General features: G+C 62.6%; 13 protein-coding genes. 9 read left to right on the top strand and 4 right to left on the bottom strand.

Going from position 1 to position 15050, the window contains the following annotated elements:
- The first annotated feature begins 118 nt into the window (after positions 1 to 118).
- The 7 genes from AC3A4T_RS19085 (at position 119) to AC3A4T_RS19055 (ending at position 8090) form a co-directional block, all read left to right on the top strand.
- Positions 119 to 547: a hypothetical protein gene (locus AC3A4T_RS19085; protein WP_487676805.1), complete on the top strand. Its 429-nt coding sequence runs from the start codon at positions 119 to 121 to the stop codon at positions 545 to 547.
- Positions 548 to 892: 345 nt separating this feature from the next.
- Positions 893 to 2755 carry a hypothetical protein gene (locus AC3A4T_RS19080; protein ID WP_487676804.1) on the top strand — a complete coding sequence of 621 codons (1863 nt, stop codon included), beginning with the start codon at positions 893 to 895 and terminating at the stop codon, positions 2753 to 2755.
- Complete coding sequence (locus tag AC3A4T_RS19075; RefSeq protein ID WP_487676803.1) at positions 2752 to 2928, top strand: hypothetical protein; 177 nt, start codon at positions 2752 to 2754, stop codon at positions 2926 to 2928. The genes AC3A4T_RS19080 and AC3A4T_RS19075 overlap by 4 nt, the downstream gene beginning before the upstream one ends.
- 484 nt (positions 2929 to 3412) lie before the next feature.
- Positions 3413 to 3958 carry a biliverdin-producing heme oxygenase gene (locus AC3A4T_RS19070; protein ID WP_487676802.1) on the top strand — a complete coding sequence of 182 codons (546 nt, stop codon included), beginning with the start codon at positions 3413 to 3415 and terminating at the stop codon, positions 3956 to 3958.
- Positions 3955 to 5658 (top strand): GAF domain-containing protein, encoded by a 1704-nt coding sequence (locus AC3A4T_RS19065; protein ID WP_487676801.1) that lies wholly within the window; start codon positions 3955 to 3957, stop codon positions 5656 to 5658. Before AC3A4T_RS19070 ends, AC3A4T_RS19065 begins: the two co-directional genes overlap by 4 nt.
- Before the next feature lie 428 nt (positions 5659 to 6086).
- Positions 6087 to 6608 (top strand): hypothetical protein, encoded by a 522-nt coding sequence (locus tag AC3A4T_RS19060; RefSeq protein WP_487676800.1) that lies wholly within the window; start codon positions 6087 to 6089, stop codon positions 6606 to 6608.
- Positions 6609 to 7379: 771 nt separating this feature from the next.
- Positions 7380 to 8090, top strand: coding sequence for a pentapeptide repeat-containing protein (locus tag AC3A4T_RS19055; protein WP_487676799.1), 711 nt, complete (start codon positions 7380 to 7382; stop codon positions 8088 to 8090).
- A gap of 400 nt (positions 8091 to 8490) precedes the next feature.
- Here AC3A4T_RS19055 and AC3A4T_RS19050 read toward each other — a convergent pair whose 3' ends face one another.
- On the bottom strand, positions 8491 to 10368 hold the full coding sequence (locus tag AC3A4T_RS19050) for a YadA-like family protein (RefSeq protein ID WP_487676798.1): 1878 nt from the start codon (positions 10366 to 10368) through the stop codon (positions 8491 to 8493).
- A 957-nt stretch (positions 10369 to 11325) separates the two neighbouring features.
- Between AC3A4T_RS19050 and AC3A4T_RS19045 the strand changes: the two genes are divergently transcribed.
- The gene (locus AC3A4T_RS19045) at positions 11326 to 11871 is read left to right on the top strand and encodes a hypothetical protein (protein ID WP_487676797.1); all 546 of its coding nucleotides are present in this window, start codon (positions 11326 to 11328) and stop codon (positions 11869 to 11871) included.
- Between the two features lie 597 nt (positions 11872 to 12468).
- Here AC3A4T_RS19045 and AC3A4T_RS19040 read toward each other — a convergent pair.
- The 3 genes from AC3A4T_RS19040 to AC3A4T_RS19030 all read right to left on the bottom strand — a co-directional run bounded on the left by AC3A4T_RS19040 (position 12469) and on the right by AC3A4T_RS19030 (position 13963).
- On the bottom strand, positions 12469 to 13152 hold the full coding sequence (locus tag AC3A4T_RS19040; RefSeq protein WP_487676796.1) for a type 1 glutamine amidotransferase domain-containing protein: 684 nt from the start codon (positions 13150 to 13152) through the stop codon (positions 12469 to 12471).
- Entirely contained in the window at positions 13149 to 13442 is a 294-nt protein-coding gene (locus AC3A4T_RS19035) for a hypothetical protein (RefSeq protein WP_487676795.1), read from the bottom strand. Before AC3A4T_RS19035 ends, AC3A4T_RS19040 begins: the two co-directional genes overlap by 4 nt.
- Before the next feature lie 77 nt (positions 13443 to 13519).
- Positions 13520 to 13963, bottom strand: a complete 444-nt coding sequence (locus AC3A4T_RS19030) for a MerR family transcriptional regulator (RefSeq protein WP_487676794.1) — start codon at positions 13961 to 13963, stop codon at positions 13520 to 13522.
- 124 nt (positions 13964 to 14087) lie between these two features.
- Between AC3A4T_RS19030 and AC3A4T_RS19025 the strand changes: the two genes are divergently transcribed.
- Positions 14088 to 15014, top strand: coding sequence for an NAD-dependent epimerase/dehydratase family protein (locus AC3A4T_RS19025; protein WP_487676793.1), 927 nt, complete (start codon positions 14088 to 14090; stop codon positions 15012 to 15014).
- Positions 15015 to 15050: the final 36 nt, after the last annotated feature.

The following is a 15050-nucleotide window of genomic DNA, read 5'->3' as shown; positions in this document are numbered from 1 at the left end:
AGCGTATCCGCAAGGCGTGGGCCTTCTAGACTCGCGCGGGAAGCCGCTGAGAACAGTCGCTTCCTAACTCGCGCGGGTCAATCGCGACCCGCGTCATTCAGACCAATGGAGGGTGAGTATGCAAGCCAACAAGATGTGGGCCCTGGGTGCGATGCTTTCGGTGCTGGCCATGGCGTCCGGACAGCCGGCGCGGGCGGGCGACCTGAGCAATGCGGTGCTTACCTGCTACGTCGATACCTTCGCGTTGGATGTTCCCGAAGCCTACACCTGCTTCTCGACGTGGACCCCGGGCACGGCGCTGAATCCAACCGGCGCATATTTCCAGGTCGTCGGCCTGGGCGCGGGCAATTATTCCTATGCCTGGCGCGACATGGAAACCAACACGGTACCGGCCGGCTGTGGCAATCAAAGCGCTTGCCGCAAGTCGATCAGCACCGAAACCCGCAACGATGGCGAAGCCACGCTGCGGGTGACGATTACCGATCTGGACACCGGCGCGAGCACGAACGCGCAGGCCACCGCGTTCTACAACGACGGATACAACTGATCGATCGTCGACGCATCGGCAAGCTGCACGCGAACCACGCGTTAAAAGGGATCGCGTGCAGCGCGATCGCGTAGAAGCGCGCTCGGATCGGGTCAAACCTCCGAGCGCCGGGCCGGGCCGCGAGACGGCCTCGGCTTGGTGTTTCGACGGCATGGCCTCTAGGAGGCGGGCCTGCGAAAGTGCGCGCAGAGCCCGCTTTTCCGACTGAACCGAGCGATGGTTGACTTGCGCATGAGGCGTTGTTGGCGTCATGGCGATGCTGTCTTCCTCGGCGCATGACGCGCGGCCGACTATCGACACGACACGACAGGATGCGACGTTGCGTTCGCACCGCAACATCGAGCTTTGCGTTCAAGCTCGTGGCCACGCACGGATGATTCATCATTTTCTACACCCAGGGATTTTCCCAGGTGGACAAGCCTTTGCGTTGTAACTAGCCTCGCAGAAAGGCGCCGGACGATAGCGGACCTGGCTACCGTTTCATCGATCCGCTCGAGGCATCGCATGCGCGAACGGAATTCGCACGGCGCCCGCGCGACCGCGGGTTTCCTGGCCGGTTCCCATCGGCTCATCCAGCGGCGCGGTTCCCTTTCGATGGAGCAATCAATCATGGCCGATCCCCGCCAACCCTCGTTTCCGCCAGGTTACCTGCCGCACGGGTACGACAGCCGCGAGCAGCTGCTGTTCGATCTCGCCCGCACCGATATCGTCTCGGCGATCACCAACGACAGCTTCACGCAGGACGAACGCGTGCAACTGGTCAAGGACTTGGCGCGTAAAGAACCGTGGATACTGTTCCCACCCGAGAAATCCTTCATCGATTTCAGGAGCGACGAGCAGATCCGGATCGATCGCAACAACGTCGGCAAGGCGCTGGATGTGGCGATACGCGACCCATCGGTCGACTCCGACGACCTGCGGAAGATCGCCGGCGGCGGCGGCCCGAACGGCCAACAGCGCTTGCTGTCGTTGTTGCAGGAAGGCGGTGGCGGCCCGGGCAGCGGCGTGGAGAAATACGCCGACGCCTTGTGGCAGAACAGAAGCGAGCCGGACTATGGCAATGCCGCGGCGGTCGCGGCGATCGCCTACATGTCCGATCCGAAATTGGGCGAGGGCAAGCTGGGCACGCCTGAAGAGCGGCGCCAAGCCTTCGAGGCCCTGGTCGCGTTCAACGAGCAGGCGCCGTACGCGAAGATGGACGAGCCCGAGGCCAGCCAGATGAAGCGCCAGGCGCTCGAGGCGGCGGCCACCTTGTTCGCGAAGCACGGCCCCGAACTGATCGATGCCTACACCACGGTGCCGGGCAGCACCACGCCGCTGGCCAAATTCCTCAGCCAGACGCTGTACAACCCCGATGGCAAGGACATGACAGTCCAGGTCAAGGGCGCCGACGGAACCACGGTCTCCAAGGACTTGCCCAGCGCGGTCGGCGATGTGCTCAAGCAGGCGGCCGCCGACCGCATCGCTGGCGCCGATGTGTCCGACCGGATCGGACAGGACGGGCCGTCGCGCGAACAGGAGCGCGAGCTGACCAAGCTGGCGCGGTTGGGCGCGGCCGTCACCGGCGGCGCGTTGATGGCCTGGGATGCCTATAAGGACGAGATCCAGGCCAACGAGGAATCGCGCAAGAGCTTCATGGACCTGGTCGGCAAAGGCCTGGGCGTACTGCCCGGTGGCGGCGTAGTCCAGGAGATCGGCGAGGAGGCCACCAAGCGCGCGATCGACACGCTGAGCCATGCCTTCGTCAACAACCCCAATGCGCCCAACGTGGAGATCGCCGGTGCGTTGAACCGCTACTACGCTGGCCTGGTCGAGGACCTGGCCAACAAGCGCAATCAGGCCGGGCTCACCTCGGATACGTTCGGCAAGGCCTACGACCAGGAAATGAGCGGCATCGACAGGGATCGGAATATGGCGCGCGGCAAGAGCGCGGATGCCGCGACTCGCGGGATCGAAGCGCCGGCGCGGTTGGCCGAGCTGGATGCGGTCGACCGCCTGAGCGCGGCCATGCGCAACGGTGACCGCGGGGCCTATCGCCAGGATCTGGCCGCGCTGGCGGCAGCCGACGGCGGACAATTGCGCGAAGGCGCCTCGGCCACCATCGCCGAACACGACAGGCGCGCCAAAGAGCAAGCGACGCCCAACCCCGCGGATCAGAATACGCAGGTCGCGCAAGCCGAGACCGCGGCGACGATCCGGCGCGCATGAAACACGTTGATGCCGATGGCGCAGGCCGCAAGCGAGCGGCAGTGCAGGACGACCGCCGCCAGATTCGCGGGCCGCGGTTGGAAGCCCGCTTCGACGATGCTATGCGTTCGACCTGGGCATCGTCGAAACCGGCGCGGAACATCGGCTTGGCTTCGAGCCGCGTCGCTCTGTGAAGTTGTCGCGCATGATCGCGGCGACCTATCTGCGGCGGAAACCTTCAGGGCATGCCGGCGGCGCATGTGGAGCGAACGATTCCATCGCGGAATATTCCCTCGCATGCATGGAATTTCGAGGCCGGTGGTAGCGAGTGCGTCAAATCCCATCGTCAACCACGGCGCTCGAGTCGAGCCGCGAAGCGGCCTCGGCTTGGTGCTTCGATGGCATTGCACTAAAAGGGGTTTCGAACATGCGCACTGACTACGGTTTTCGCCAGTCGCATCGCACGGCAACGCCGTTTGCAAAGTATGGCGAATAACCCGTCGACCCATACGATGACGCTTGAACGCGAGGTGATTTATCGCAGGCGGATGAATGTTCAGCGCGCGACGACGGTTTAAATAAAATGAATAATTCATAAAATGAACGCAATATCCGACTGCGCTGGCGAACGAAAGTGAATTAAGTAAACTTGCACGCTTTCGCATCGAACGAATCTGCTTGGACAAACTCCATCTCGGGTTAAAAGCGGCAACCGCTGAGCAACACGAGCGAGTGGATGCGTTGATGGCCAATGGCCTCGCGGATCGCCGCATATACACACGTTACCTTCACGGCATGCATCGTCTCGTCGAGACGTTGGCGCACGCCCCATCCGACCCCGCGCCGCGAGAGTCGTGGGCGATGTGGTTCGATGAGCGGCGCTTGAAATTTCTGCGCGACGACCTCACAAAACTCGGTGCGTCCATCGATTGCATTGATGCGCGCTTGCCTTCACCGACGTGGTGGATGGGAGCGAATTACGTCCTGGAAGGCTCGGCCTTGGGCGCGCGCCTGCTGTTGCGCGATGCCGCTCGCATGCGCGAGAACGATCCGGGCATTCCACTGGAATTCTTGCAGCACCATGCGCAGCGGAGCGATCGCTGGCCGCGTTTTCTTATGGCGCTGGCGAGCGTGGACGGATCGATGCGCAGCGACGCGCAAGCCGGCGCTCGGCACGCGTTTGCACTGGTGGAGCAGGCCCTGACTTGCGAGGAGACCGCATGACCGACCCCAAACTTCAAGCCGCGTACGACGCCTGCGCGAAAGAGCCCATCCATTTGAGCGGCGCGATTCAGCCGCATGGCGTCCTGCTGGCGTACGCGCCGCGCAGCGGCCGGATCGTGGCGGCGTCGATCAATGCCGAAGGGCTGTTCGGAACGACCGCCGAGGCGCTGCTTGGGCTGCCGATCGGAGAATTGTTCGACGCCCACGCGATGCACCTCATCCAATCGCATGCGATGGCGTCCCAGCCGGGCGATTTCCCGCGACTGGCCGGCGTCATCAACGCCGGCGAATGGGGCGAGTTGCATCATCTGTCCGTGCACGTGTGGAACCAGCTGATCCATATCGAGCTGGAGCCGGTCGTGCGCGAGCGGGAAGAGCCGGTCGACGCGCACGCCATGATCGCCAAGCTCGAAAGCGGAGAAAAGTCGGCGCCGTTTTTTCAGGCCGTGGCCGAACAGGTGCACGAACTGACCGGCTACGACCGGGTGATGGTCTACGTGTTCCGTCACGACCATTCCGGCGAAGTGGTGGCCGAGGCCTTGGGCGGCCAGCTGAGCTCTTACATGGGTTTGCGTTTTCCGGCATCGGACATTCCGCCGCAGGCGCGCGCCTTGTATCTGTCCAACCGCGTGCGCGTGATTCCCGACATCGGATACACGCCGGTTCCGGTCGCGACCGCGCAAAGCGCGACGCCGCTGGACATGAGTTTCGACGTGCTGCGCAGCGTATCGCCGATCCACCTGCACTACCTGCGCAACATGGGCGTCAACGCGTCCATGTCCATCTCCATCATCGTCGATGGACGCCTGTGGGGCCTGATCGCCTGCCACCACCATCAGCCCAAGCCGGTCAGCGCCAGGCAACGCATCGCCGCGGACGTGTTCGGCCGCTATGTGTCCTTGCTGTTGAGCACGCGCAACCTCAAGCAGATCGGAGCCAGAGAAGCGCAGGCCCGCGTGCATCGCGATCGCCTGGAGCGGTTGTTGTCGGACTCGTCCTCGCCGTTGGAAATACTGCGCCGCGAGTCGGCGGACGTGCTGGGCGCGTTGCCCGCGGACAGTTTCGCCCTGGTCGCCAAGGGGCAGGTCGTGCAAGGCGGCGCGGTCCTGGACGAACGCACGATCGAACAAGCCCTGGAATGGGCTAAGTCCCACGCGTCGCATGCGGCGGAGGGCACCGTCGAGCGCGGCGACTGGACCTCGCTGGAGGACGGTCCCGCCGGATTGTTCGCGATCGCGTTGAATGGCGGATCGCTGGGATGGCTGTTGCTGTTCCGTCACGAGCAAGTCGAATACGTCCGCTGGGCCGGGTCGCCGTCCGATGCCTATCAGCTCGACGCGGGCAGCCTGACGATCGGCCCGCGCACCAGCTTCGAGGAATGGAGCGAAACCGTGCGCGGCACCTCCGAGCCCTGGAGCGACGAGGATGTCGAGCGGGCCGAGCGCATGCGTTTGTTGTTGCTTCGGGCCATGCATGTCGACGAAGACGCGATCAGTCCGCGCGTCGACCCCGCCGGCCGCCTGGTCCGGCTGGACGTCTACGGCCACCGTCGTCGCCTCAACCGAATGGCCAATCTGCTGGGCGATGCGGGAGATCATCTGGGCATCGAGCAACGGCAACGGTTCAACGACCTGCTCACCGAAATGGAATCGCTGTTGACGGCGTCGGCCCAGTCCGACCATCAACAGGCGACGGGGTGATGGCGATGGTGATCCTGGCGTGCGCGCCGGTTGAGTCTGAGTCGAATCAGCTCATCGTCCAGGATCGAATTGACGACCATGCTCGTCAACAAGGCGTGACATGGGCCCTTTAGTCGGGCCGCGAAACGGCCTTGGCGTCGATGAAAGTTATCGAACTCAGACTGACCACCCGGCCGGTCTTCCAGACTTCATGTAGTCCAGGTACTCAGCCTCGGCGACACCAGGGTTCACCCAGCGGGTTGTATTCGTCGCCAGTGATGCCTGCGTGTCCGCCGCTGTTTCGTTGCGCCCAGTTTCGTTCCGACAAGGATTCCAGGCATTGGCCGCGGCCGCGCCAGTCGTGCATATCCTCGTAGCCAGTGCGCACGCATGCGCAACCGCAGGCTGCTCATCCCGCTGGCGATCGGTGCTTCATTTGGATATCGTCCATGAATAAACATTGGAAGAACGATATGTCTGCTTGGCATTGGCTTACCATGGTTGCTTGTAGCGCCGTCCTGACAGCTTGCGGTGGGGCGGAAGAGCATAAGGCGATCGAGCCCGATCCAGTCCTGATCGAGGTGCTCTTCTGCGACAGTCAACACTACGGCGGTGTGCGCGGAACCAATGCGAGCGTCCTGGCGGTTTCGGAGTCGGAGTTCATGCCGACCCCGAGAGGCAAAGTGGAAATCACCTTCAAACTTCGCGGGAAACTGGTCGGAAAAGCTTGGGGCGATTTGCGACCCCAGTTTGGGACGAGGGACGAGTACCGGCAACCGGAGGTCATCGCGGTAGCGTCCTCCGACGTCTCGGCCCCAAACCGATCAGCGGAAGTGGACGAATGCCGGGTGACCGGCTACGAGAATGAATCAGGCGAGCCCGCCCCCTTCCGGGAAACGAGCCGCATCGCCTCGAATGCGGCTTTGGACGCATTGCGTGCCGCTGGCTGGAAAAGCGGTTCGGAAAAATAGTCGGGTATGTTGGTGCGGGCGCTTCGTCGCTGCGGCTGACGCAACCGCTTCGTCGATTCGGATGAGTCCGGATTCTTGCCGGAACATTGGCGGCCGATCCCAGCTCGATCAAGGTCAAGCACGATATTCGAAGAACTCTTATCGGCCGAAGCCGGTTCGTGGCCCGTGCCGGGCTGAGATCGGCCAGTAGCTCAAGCGCAACTGCAGAACATCGAGGAAAAAGTCACGCCTTTTCATTCTCCGATCTCTTTCAGTTGCGGTGACGCATGCAAACAAGGTTCGTCCTGCGGGATTCTTCCCGGCGATCCCCGGTCAACGGGTCCGAGCCGCGAAACGGTCTCGGCATGGAGAACCGCCGAACGACATTGACGGACCTACCGATCCGGATCTTTGATCGAACAAGCTTTCGTGATGCCTTCGCTGCTTAAAAGACGGGCTTCCAGCAGCGCGATGCTGTGGCATCGGAGAACTCATCAAGGAGCGCGAGGCCCGTCGAGTCGATGTCGTTGCATGCGTGCAACAAGATGCGGCCGCCATTCCAGTGACAGCTCGCAGCCGAATGCCAAGGCCGCGCGGCGAACTCCGCCAAAATATCGCCAACGCCAGCTAAGGCAACTTGCTCGGAGACGCCAGCGCAGGAAGCCACGACCTCAAACATCTGACGTCCCAGCTGATGAATGAGCCGAGCCGCGAAGCGGCTTCGGCCTGGTAGTTCAGCCGCTATAGCTTCCGGGGCGGGCTTTTGAAAGTCCACTCATCCCGGTTCTAACCGTGCGGGAACTCGCCGCTGTAGAATTTGGCGCTTCCTTCCTGAGCAGGTACCGCGCCGTGGACTCAAGAAAAGAACTCGCCGCGTTGCGCGCGCGTTGGGAGGCGCAGGATGCGTTGCAGGCGGCAGACCGGGCGTTCAAGCGCATGGACCCGGTGGCGGCTTATCAGGGCAGGCCGCCACCGTTTCCGCTGGTATCGCCGTTTGGCGAGCATGAAGGGCGATTGGACTTCCGTTGCCTGCCGTTGGGCGAAATCCCGGCCTATCGCACTTTCGAACGCGTGGACCTGACCGGCGCCACCGATGCACGACGTGGTCAATTGGGACAGGCGACCTGGGTCGACTGCCTGTTCGACCGCGTCGCGATGGAGACCAACTGCGGCAAGTCATTCGTGCGCTGCAGGTTCCATCGCGCCAAGCTGTCGTATTCCTCGCTGGCCGGCGAATTCATCGATTGCGACTTCACCGGCGCGAACTTGTCCCATACGCGAGCCGCCGAAGTGCGATTCACGGATTGCCGCTTCGATGCGGCCAATTTGATAGACGCATCCTGGCTGCGTACCCATTTCGTGAATTGTTCTTTCACCGATGCGAAGATCGGCAACGCAGCCTGGGCCCATGCGCGATTTGTGGGCGGCAGGCCGAGCGATGAGCAACTGGCTTCGGCGATGGCGCCGCATGCCGTATTCGTCGACAGATTGGATAAAGAATAGAAACGAAGCTCTCGATCATTGGCGCCAGCTCGCTCAACTTTGATCTGGCTGGGGCAAGACATTTGATCGACCGTCGAGTGACTTTGACGAATTGTGTTCGCTCAGTTCCTACGTTATTCCATGTACGGCATTACCACCCCGAAGACGCTTGCGCTGCTGACATTGGCCGTCCTGCTCGCTTTGAATGCCGCGTTCCTTAAGCCAGCGCCGCAGCGCGGCTGAAGCTGATCGACGTTTCGATTGCGATCGGCGGTAAGTGCGCCATGGACAAGCTCGCGACTGTCGAGCGAACGAAGGCGCGAATGTCCTCTCATGAAGAACTGCACCGATCAAGGCGGGAGCGCCGGAACGCTCCCTCTTGATGGAGCTGTCGAACAGTCGCTCGATGAAATCAGCGGCGCTACCAACCGAACCCGGCGCCTACGCCGACCGCGCGTTCCGAGTCGCTGAAGGCACCACCGACCGTCACGGTTGCGCGGTCGCTGATCGCGCGCTGATACCCGATCGACAAGGCTTGCTCGCCACCCTGGAAGCCGGCGCCGACGCCGACGCGGTTTTGCGTGCGTAACCCCGCGGTGCTGGTCGACATCTGCACCATCGCGGCGGTCATCGCGCCCATCCTGTCGATACGTTGGTCCTGCTTGGCGAAACGCCAGTTCATGTCGTCACGCAGGCGATTGATCGCCTCGGTCGGCACTGCGAGCATCTGGGTTACCCGCGAGTCGGTATAGGCGTTGGCGCTGCTCAAGGTCTGGGCGTCGCCGGCCCGGACTTGGCCGACGTTCGCCGCGTCGGTCGCGGCGGTGCCGGTGGCGACGTTGGAAACGCGCGTGCCGCCTGCGCCTTCCAGGGTCAGTTGGGCCTTGGATGCATCGGTGTAATTCACCGACGATGCCGAACCGCCGCTGCCGGCCGGTCCCTGCAGCCCTTGGGGCCCTTGAGGTCCTTGCGGACCGGCCGGTCCCTGCGGGCCCGCGGGAATGGCGGCGATGCGGCCGTACAAGTCGGTCAACCTGCCGTCGACCGCGCCGAACGCCGAGCCCACGTCGTTGAAGCTCGAACCCTGGATTACATAGGTCGGCGAAGTGAACACGCCTCCGCCGTAGCTGGCGCCGCCGCCCAGCGCACCGGCCAGAGTTCCGAGTTGAGACAGATTGACCGCGTCGGTGTCCTGAGTGGCGGCGGCGACGTTGATCAATTGCCGTTCGCCGCCGGTGATGCCGAAAGACACCGAGTTGGCGCGGTCGCCCACCGACTGCATGCCGATCGCGATGGCGTTGACCGCGCTGGCGCTGCTGCCCTGGCCGATGGCGATGCTGCCGGCGCCGGTCGCGCTGGACTCCCCGCCCAAGGCGACGCTGCCGTCCGCGGCCGAAATCGACTGATAGCCGAGCGCCACCGAGGCAAGGTTCTGCGCCGAACTGCCGCCGCCTATCGCGATCGCCCGTTCGCCCGCGGCCGAGCTGTTCGCGCCGAGCGCGTTGGCGTTCGCGCCCGCCGCCGAACTGAGAAGACCGGTTGCGGTCGAGCGGATCCCGGCGGCATTCGCGGTGCCGCCGACGGCGATGGCGCCTTCACCGGCCGAGCTGCTGCCGCGACCGATCGCGACGGAATCCACGTTCTCAGCGGCGGCGCGGTTTCCCACTGCCACGGCACCCAGGGCCGTGGCGGAACTGTTCGCCCCCAGCGCATTGGAGCTGTTGCCCGTCGCCGAACTGCCGAAGCCTTGGGCCATCGACAGACTGCCCGTGGCGTTTGCATTTCTGCCTATTGCGATCGCGGCTTGATTGGCCGAGTTCGCCGATCGACCGATCGCGATGGAGTCCGCGCTCGTGGCGGTGCTGGTTCTTCCGAGCGCTACCGCACCGGCGCCGGAGGCGGTGGCACTGCTACCGCAGGCCAGGGCGGTGTTGCCCGTAGCTGTTGCGCCTTGCGTTCCGACGTTGCCCGCGCCGTCGTCGGTGACGCACGCGTCCCCCGCCCAGGCCATCGTCCACGAAAGCGACAACGACAGCGCCGCGATGCCGTTGCGCACGGAACCTCTGCTCATGCTCATGCCTGTCTCCTTGCCTGATGAAGTCCGCCTGATTTGGCTCAGGCCACCTTCGGATGCATCCGCATCGGAACTTGGCTTTCCCGGCTTGTGTCGGCTCGCCGGGACGGAAATCGCGAATGGACAGTCGAGTGCGTTGGGCTCGCAAAGGCGGAGCGGAAACGGATTTCCACGTGTGGCGTATGCAGCGCCCACCGCGCTCCATGCCTTTGTGGCTGAATGCATCGGGCACATCCCGGTGCCCTGCGCTTTCGCCGTGGGCGGCGCGTCGTATGTGCGTTACAGCAAGACAATTGCCGATCGCTGTCAAATGATTAAACACGTAATCTAGATGCGCTTCACCGTTTGCCATGACTGAAGATCGAGCGATCCGCGCGCACGTTGGCGAGGCTGGCAAAGCCGGGCGATTCGCTATTCAAGCGCTCCGTCCGGTATGGGTTGCACCGTCGAAAGAAGCCACCAGCAACAGTGAGCTTCACAGGGCCGCTTCGGGCCGCGTGCCATGAAACGTGGGGCAACAAGTCGAAGCCACTTCGTGATTCGGCTCAATTCAGGCTTCACGGATGAAATGCGAATAGCCGGTGATGCAGCAACAAATCAACGGCTCGGCAAGATGGTTGCTGTCCTTGGCGAAGGCCATTCCAAGACAGAGGACGAGTCGCTCGTGCAGCGCTATTGCTCAAAGTTCACGACCCCGCCTCGATCCGGATGATCCGAGCGGTGGGCCGTCCAGGTAAGTGAAGCACGGCGAACATGGCGATGCGGTCTGGCGAGGTCCACATCCTTGCTGACCAACGCGGACGAAGCGGCAGCGAAGACCATGCCGGGATGAAGCGCAACGGAACTGCCGCTATCGAGCAAGTCGGCCAGGCCGCCTCCGTGGCGCATCCCGAAAGACGCGATCCACGCCGCTGATAACCAGCGCGGCAAGCTCGCCTGGAAGTGGCGGGAGATCGTAATTCGAAAATGCACCGGCGCTCAGTTCTCGGAACGCGGCGCGAAATCCCAAATGGGAGCGGCACTGTCGTCTAGTATTTCGGCGAAGCCGACAAGAATGTCGCTTCATGCTTCGATGGTTCCGGCCGTTGGCCGGCGACATGAAAAATATACAAGGATGCCCGCTTGAGCCCGGCCACCGCGCGCTCATTGCTGGCTTGCATCCATGAGCGAAGGAGACCCAACGTGGACAAGAATGAGATGGTCAAAGGCTTTTCTCAGAATGACGCCGTGGTGATCCTGAAAACGGACGGAAAGACGCTGCAAGGCTATCTGTCGAAAATCGATCTGGCGCAAGACTGCTTCGTTGTTCGAGTCGCTGTCTACATCGGGTTCGACGGAAAAGTCGAGCGCGAGGACCTTATCGAGTGTAAGTTCGGCGAGGTCGACACCATCAGCAAGTTCGGTAGTGCGCCCAAAAATCCGACCAGTTTCGATGCTGATCTCAAGCAATATGCGATCGGCAAGTACCTGATGATCTGGGGCAGGCATGGCAGCTCAACCAGCCCGACGATCGAGCAGGGAGTGTTGAAGAGCATCAACTGGGATAAGCGCACGCTCGTGCTGCACAACGTCACCTACGATGAGGACCGAACGGTGAGCATCGATCGGATCAGCTTCATCGACGCTACCCGCACCGGCCCCGGTGCGTTGGGGTCCGTGCAAACACCGGATTGGCATCTCAGGTCCGATGGAGCCTGGTATCGCGGCGAGCAGAAATACACAGGCTAGTAACGCCTCGGCAACCGCCCCTTCATTGCTGTTCACAGGCTTCGCAGCCGCCGCGATCGCAGTCTAGCTTGGCGGCGATCGGCGCGACTTCGGCTTATCGCAGCCATCGCGCCGGCGCGCGCCGCTGCAATTCCAGCGCCAGCGGCAGGCGACCCGCCAGCCGCGCCGCGGCGATGTGTTGCAGTAATTTCCACGCGTCGGCCGGCGAGCGGCCGCCGTGATGCATGCAGCGTGTTTGTCGGGGTTGCTTCGGACTTCTATGTTCTCGTTGGTATCAGCGAAGACAGGTTTTCCGATCTAAAGGCGAGCCTGGAATCGATGGCCCCGATTCCGGCGCTGTGTTGGGCGACACCGCTGTCGGGTGTGGCGTGATCGTTGCAATCTGCCCAAGTGAGAAGATTGACCAGAGCACAGCGCGCTTTCCTCAGCGGCGATGGAGTGCGCACTGGTTTCGCCGGTTCACGACCGATGCCAAAGCCGAGCCGTGTAGCGGCAGCGGCCTGACTCTGAGGTGGATTCGCGTCCTCATGCGCCGGGTCAGGCGATTTGGACGCTGCCTTGCCGCTCACATTGCCTGCCGCTTTCGACCTGAAGCGGTCACAGAAGATCCGCAACCCGCTTTGCGGTGACCTTGGCTGATGCCGGATTCTGGCCGGTTATCAGGCGGCCATCGACGACGGCATTCGGGACGAACGGTAGAAACGCCTTCTCGTATCTTGCACCGCGCCGTTTCATCTGGGCTTCGGCGTTGTATGGCATGTCCTTCGCGACCCCGGCGAGTACTTCCTCCCGCCAGGAGAAGCCGGTGACCTTGCGCCCCGCGACCAATAGCGAGCCATCGGACAACGTCGTGTTCAGCAGGCCGCAGTAGCCATGGCATACCGCAGAGACGATCCCGCCGCGCTCGTAGATGTCCCGAGTGATGCGTTGAAGTCCGACGCTGTCGGGGAAATCCCACATCACCGCGTGTCCACCGGTGAAATAGATCACGTCGAAATCCACGGGGTCGATCTCATCGGGGGAGGCGGTGTTCGATAGCAAGGCCATCCGATTCGGGTCGTTGAGCCATGCCTTGGCGGAGGCATCCAGGAGGGGCCACTTGAGAGCGCGGGGTTCGAGCGGCGATATGCCACCCTTCGGGCTGACGATGCGCTGCTCATACCCTTTCTCCTCGAAAAGGTCGTAGGCATGGGTCAGTTCCGACAGCCACAAACCCGTTGGGTGGGACGGATCGTCGTAGTGGGCGATGTTGCTGACGACATGGAGGATGCGTCGGGTCATGTGCGATGGTTCCTCTTCATGGGCAGGGCTGCGCGCAGGCGCGCAAGCGGCGCCAGGAACCGCAATTGAACGCTGCTGGTCCGGTAGTGGAAATTGGGCGACCAGGCGGGCCCGATGCGGGTCGCCACCATCGACTTCGGGACGCGACGGAAGAACTCGATATTGCCCGCGGCCGGATCCTGGGCCACTTCATCCAGATCCGGACTCGTGCGGAATCGGTCGTAATACCCGCCCGACCGCACAAGTACCTTATGTATTGCGAACTCGACTTCCGTGAATCGCTGTTCCACCGTCGGCGCCTCGTCGATTACCCGACTCGCACGTTAGGGTTCAACCACGGTTGAAGGTCAAGTCGGTGGACGCTGTCTCAGGTATCACGAGCCGGCTTGCGTTGAGATGCCACCACGCCCTTGCCGCGCAGTCGGTTCAACACCCGCATCCGGTTGTCCTCGCAGTCGATGCTGTCCGGCCGGTTCTCGATGCTGTCGATGGCGACCAGCAATTGCGCCTTGTTCTGCTTCAGGCGCTTCTGCAACACCTCGACCTCGGCGACCTTGGCTTTAAGCGCCTGCAGCAATTTCTCGTGATCCCAACTGCCATCGTCGAGAGGGAGCAGGTGACGAATCTGCTCCAGTGAGAAGCCGGCGCGTTGGGCGCTGTCGATGGTTTCCAGCATCGAGGCCGTATCGGACGGGTAATCGCGATAACCGTTGGCCTGACGTGCCACCGCGCGGAGCAGGCCAGCGCTCTCGTAGAAGCGGATGCGAGACGCTGTCAGGCCAGTGAGTTTCGACAATTCACCAATCTTCATACCGCACATCGGAAGCGAGTTGACATTAAAGTTAACTTTAGGCTTACGGTGTCGGGCCGGTCAAACACGATGGTCATGGAGCCCCGTTCGGTGCGGGGCGTACGCCAAGACGCAAGAGAAAACCATGCAAACGATATTGGGCGCGAACGGCCAGATCGCCGTGGAACTGGCGCGCGAGTTGCAACGTAATCACACCAGCGACTTGCGCCTGGTCAGCCGCAACCCGCGGAAGATCAACGATACCGATGCCGTGGTGTCCGCCGATCTTCTCGATGCCAGGCAGACAGCCAAGGCGGTCGAGGGCAGCAGCATCGTCTATTTCACGGCGGGCCTGCCGCCGGATACCGAGCTGTGGGAGAAGCAGTTCCCGACGATGCTGAAGAACGCCCTCGATGCCTGCCGGGCAGCGGGTGCGAAGTTCGCATACTTCGACAACACCTACATGTATCCGCAGGACGACCGGCCGCTGACCGAGGAGACGGCTTTCGCGCCGGTCGGTCGCAAGGGCCGGGTGCGTGCGCGCATGGCGACCATGGTGTTGGAGGAAATGACCCGCGGCGACATTCCGGTACTGATTGCCCGTGCGCCGGAGTTCTACGGCCCGGGCAAGACTCAGAGCTTCACCAATGCCCTCATCACCGACAAGTTGAAAGCAGGCAAGTCGCCACGCGTTCCGATACGCGACGACACCAAGCGCACGCTGATCTGGACCCCGGACGCGAGTCGGGGGCTGGCTGCGCTTGGAAACGCATCCGATGCTTACGGCCAGACTTGGCACCTGCCTTGCTGCGACGTTCGACCGACATACAAGCAGTTCGTCGCCATGGCCTGCGAAGCGTTCGACAGGCCCATGTCGTACAAGGTCATCGGCAAATGGGCCTTCGCCATTGCGGGCATGTTCTCGCCGGAGGTGAGGGAAATCCGGGAACTGCTCCCGCGCTACGAGCACGCCAACCTGTTTGATTCGAGCAAGTTCAAGCACCGGTTCCCTGAGTTCGAGGTCATGACGTATCGCGAGGGGATCAACCTGATCCGCGGGAGTGCGGGCTGAGCCCGGAGTCGGTTACTGGGCGAGATCGGACCTCGA

This window comes from Lysobacter sp. Soil_N_51 (genome assembly GCF_057655755.1).
Note: the sequence above shows the minus strand (reverse complement) of the source record. Positions and strands in the feature narration are given on the sequence as shown.

What these genes read in the sequence shown, in the direction of transcription:
- AC3A4T_RS19085 (WP_487676805.1), top strand. Translation starts at nt 119, where the DNA reads ATGCAAGCCAACAAGATGTGGGCCCTGGGTGCGATGCTTTCGGTGCTG.
- AC3A4T_RS19040 (WP_487676796.1), bottom strand. Translation starts at nt 13,152, where the DNA reads ATGACCCGACGCATCCTCCATGTCGTCAGCAACATCGCCCACTACGAC.
- AC3A4T_RS19050 (WP_487676798.1), bottom strand. Translation starts at nt 10,368, where the DNA reads ATGCATTCAGCCACAAAGGCATGGAGCGCGGTGGGCGCTGCATACGCC.
- AC3A4T_RS19065 (WP_487676801.1), top strand. Translation starts at nt 3,955, where the DNA reads ATGACCGACCCCAAACTTCAAGCCGCGTACGACGCCTGCGCGAAAGAG.
- AC3A4T_RS19060 (WP_487676800.1), top strand. Translation starts at nt 6,087, where the DNA reads ATGAATAAACATTGGAAGAACGATATGTCTGCTTGGCATTGGCTTACC.
- AC3A4T_RS19030 (WP_487676794.1), bottom strand. Translation starts at nt 13,963, where the DNA reads ATGAAGATTGGTGAATTGTCGAAACTCACTGGCCTGACAGCGTCTCGC.
- AC3A4T_RS19075 (WP_487676803.1), top strand. Translation starts at nt 2,752, where the DNA reads ATGAAACACGTTGATGCCGATGGCGCAGGCCGCAAGCGAGCGGCAGTG.
- AC3A4T_RS19025 (WP_487676793.1), top strand. Translation starts at nt 14,088, where the DNA reads ATGCAAACGATATTGGGCGCGAACGGCCAGATCGCCGTGGAACTGGCG.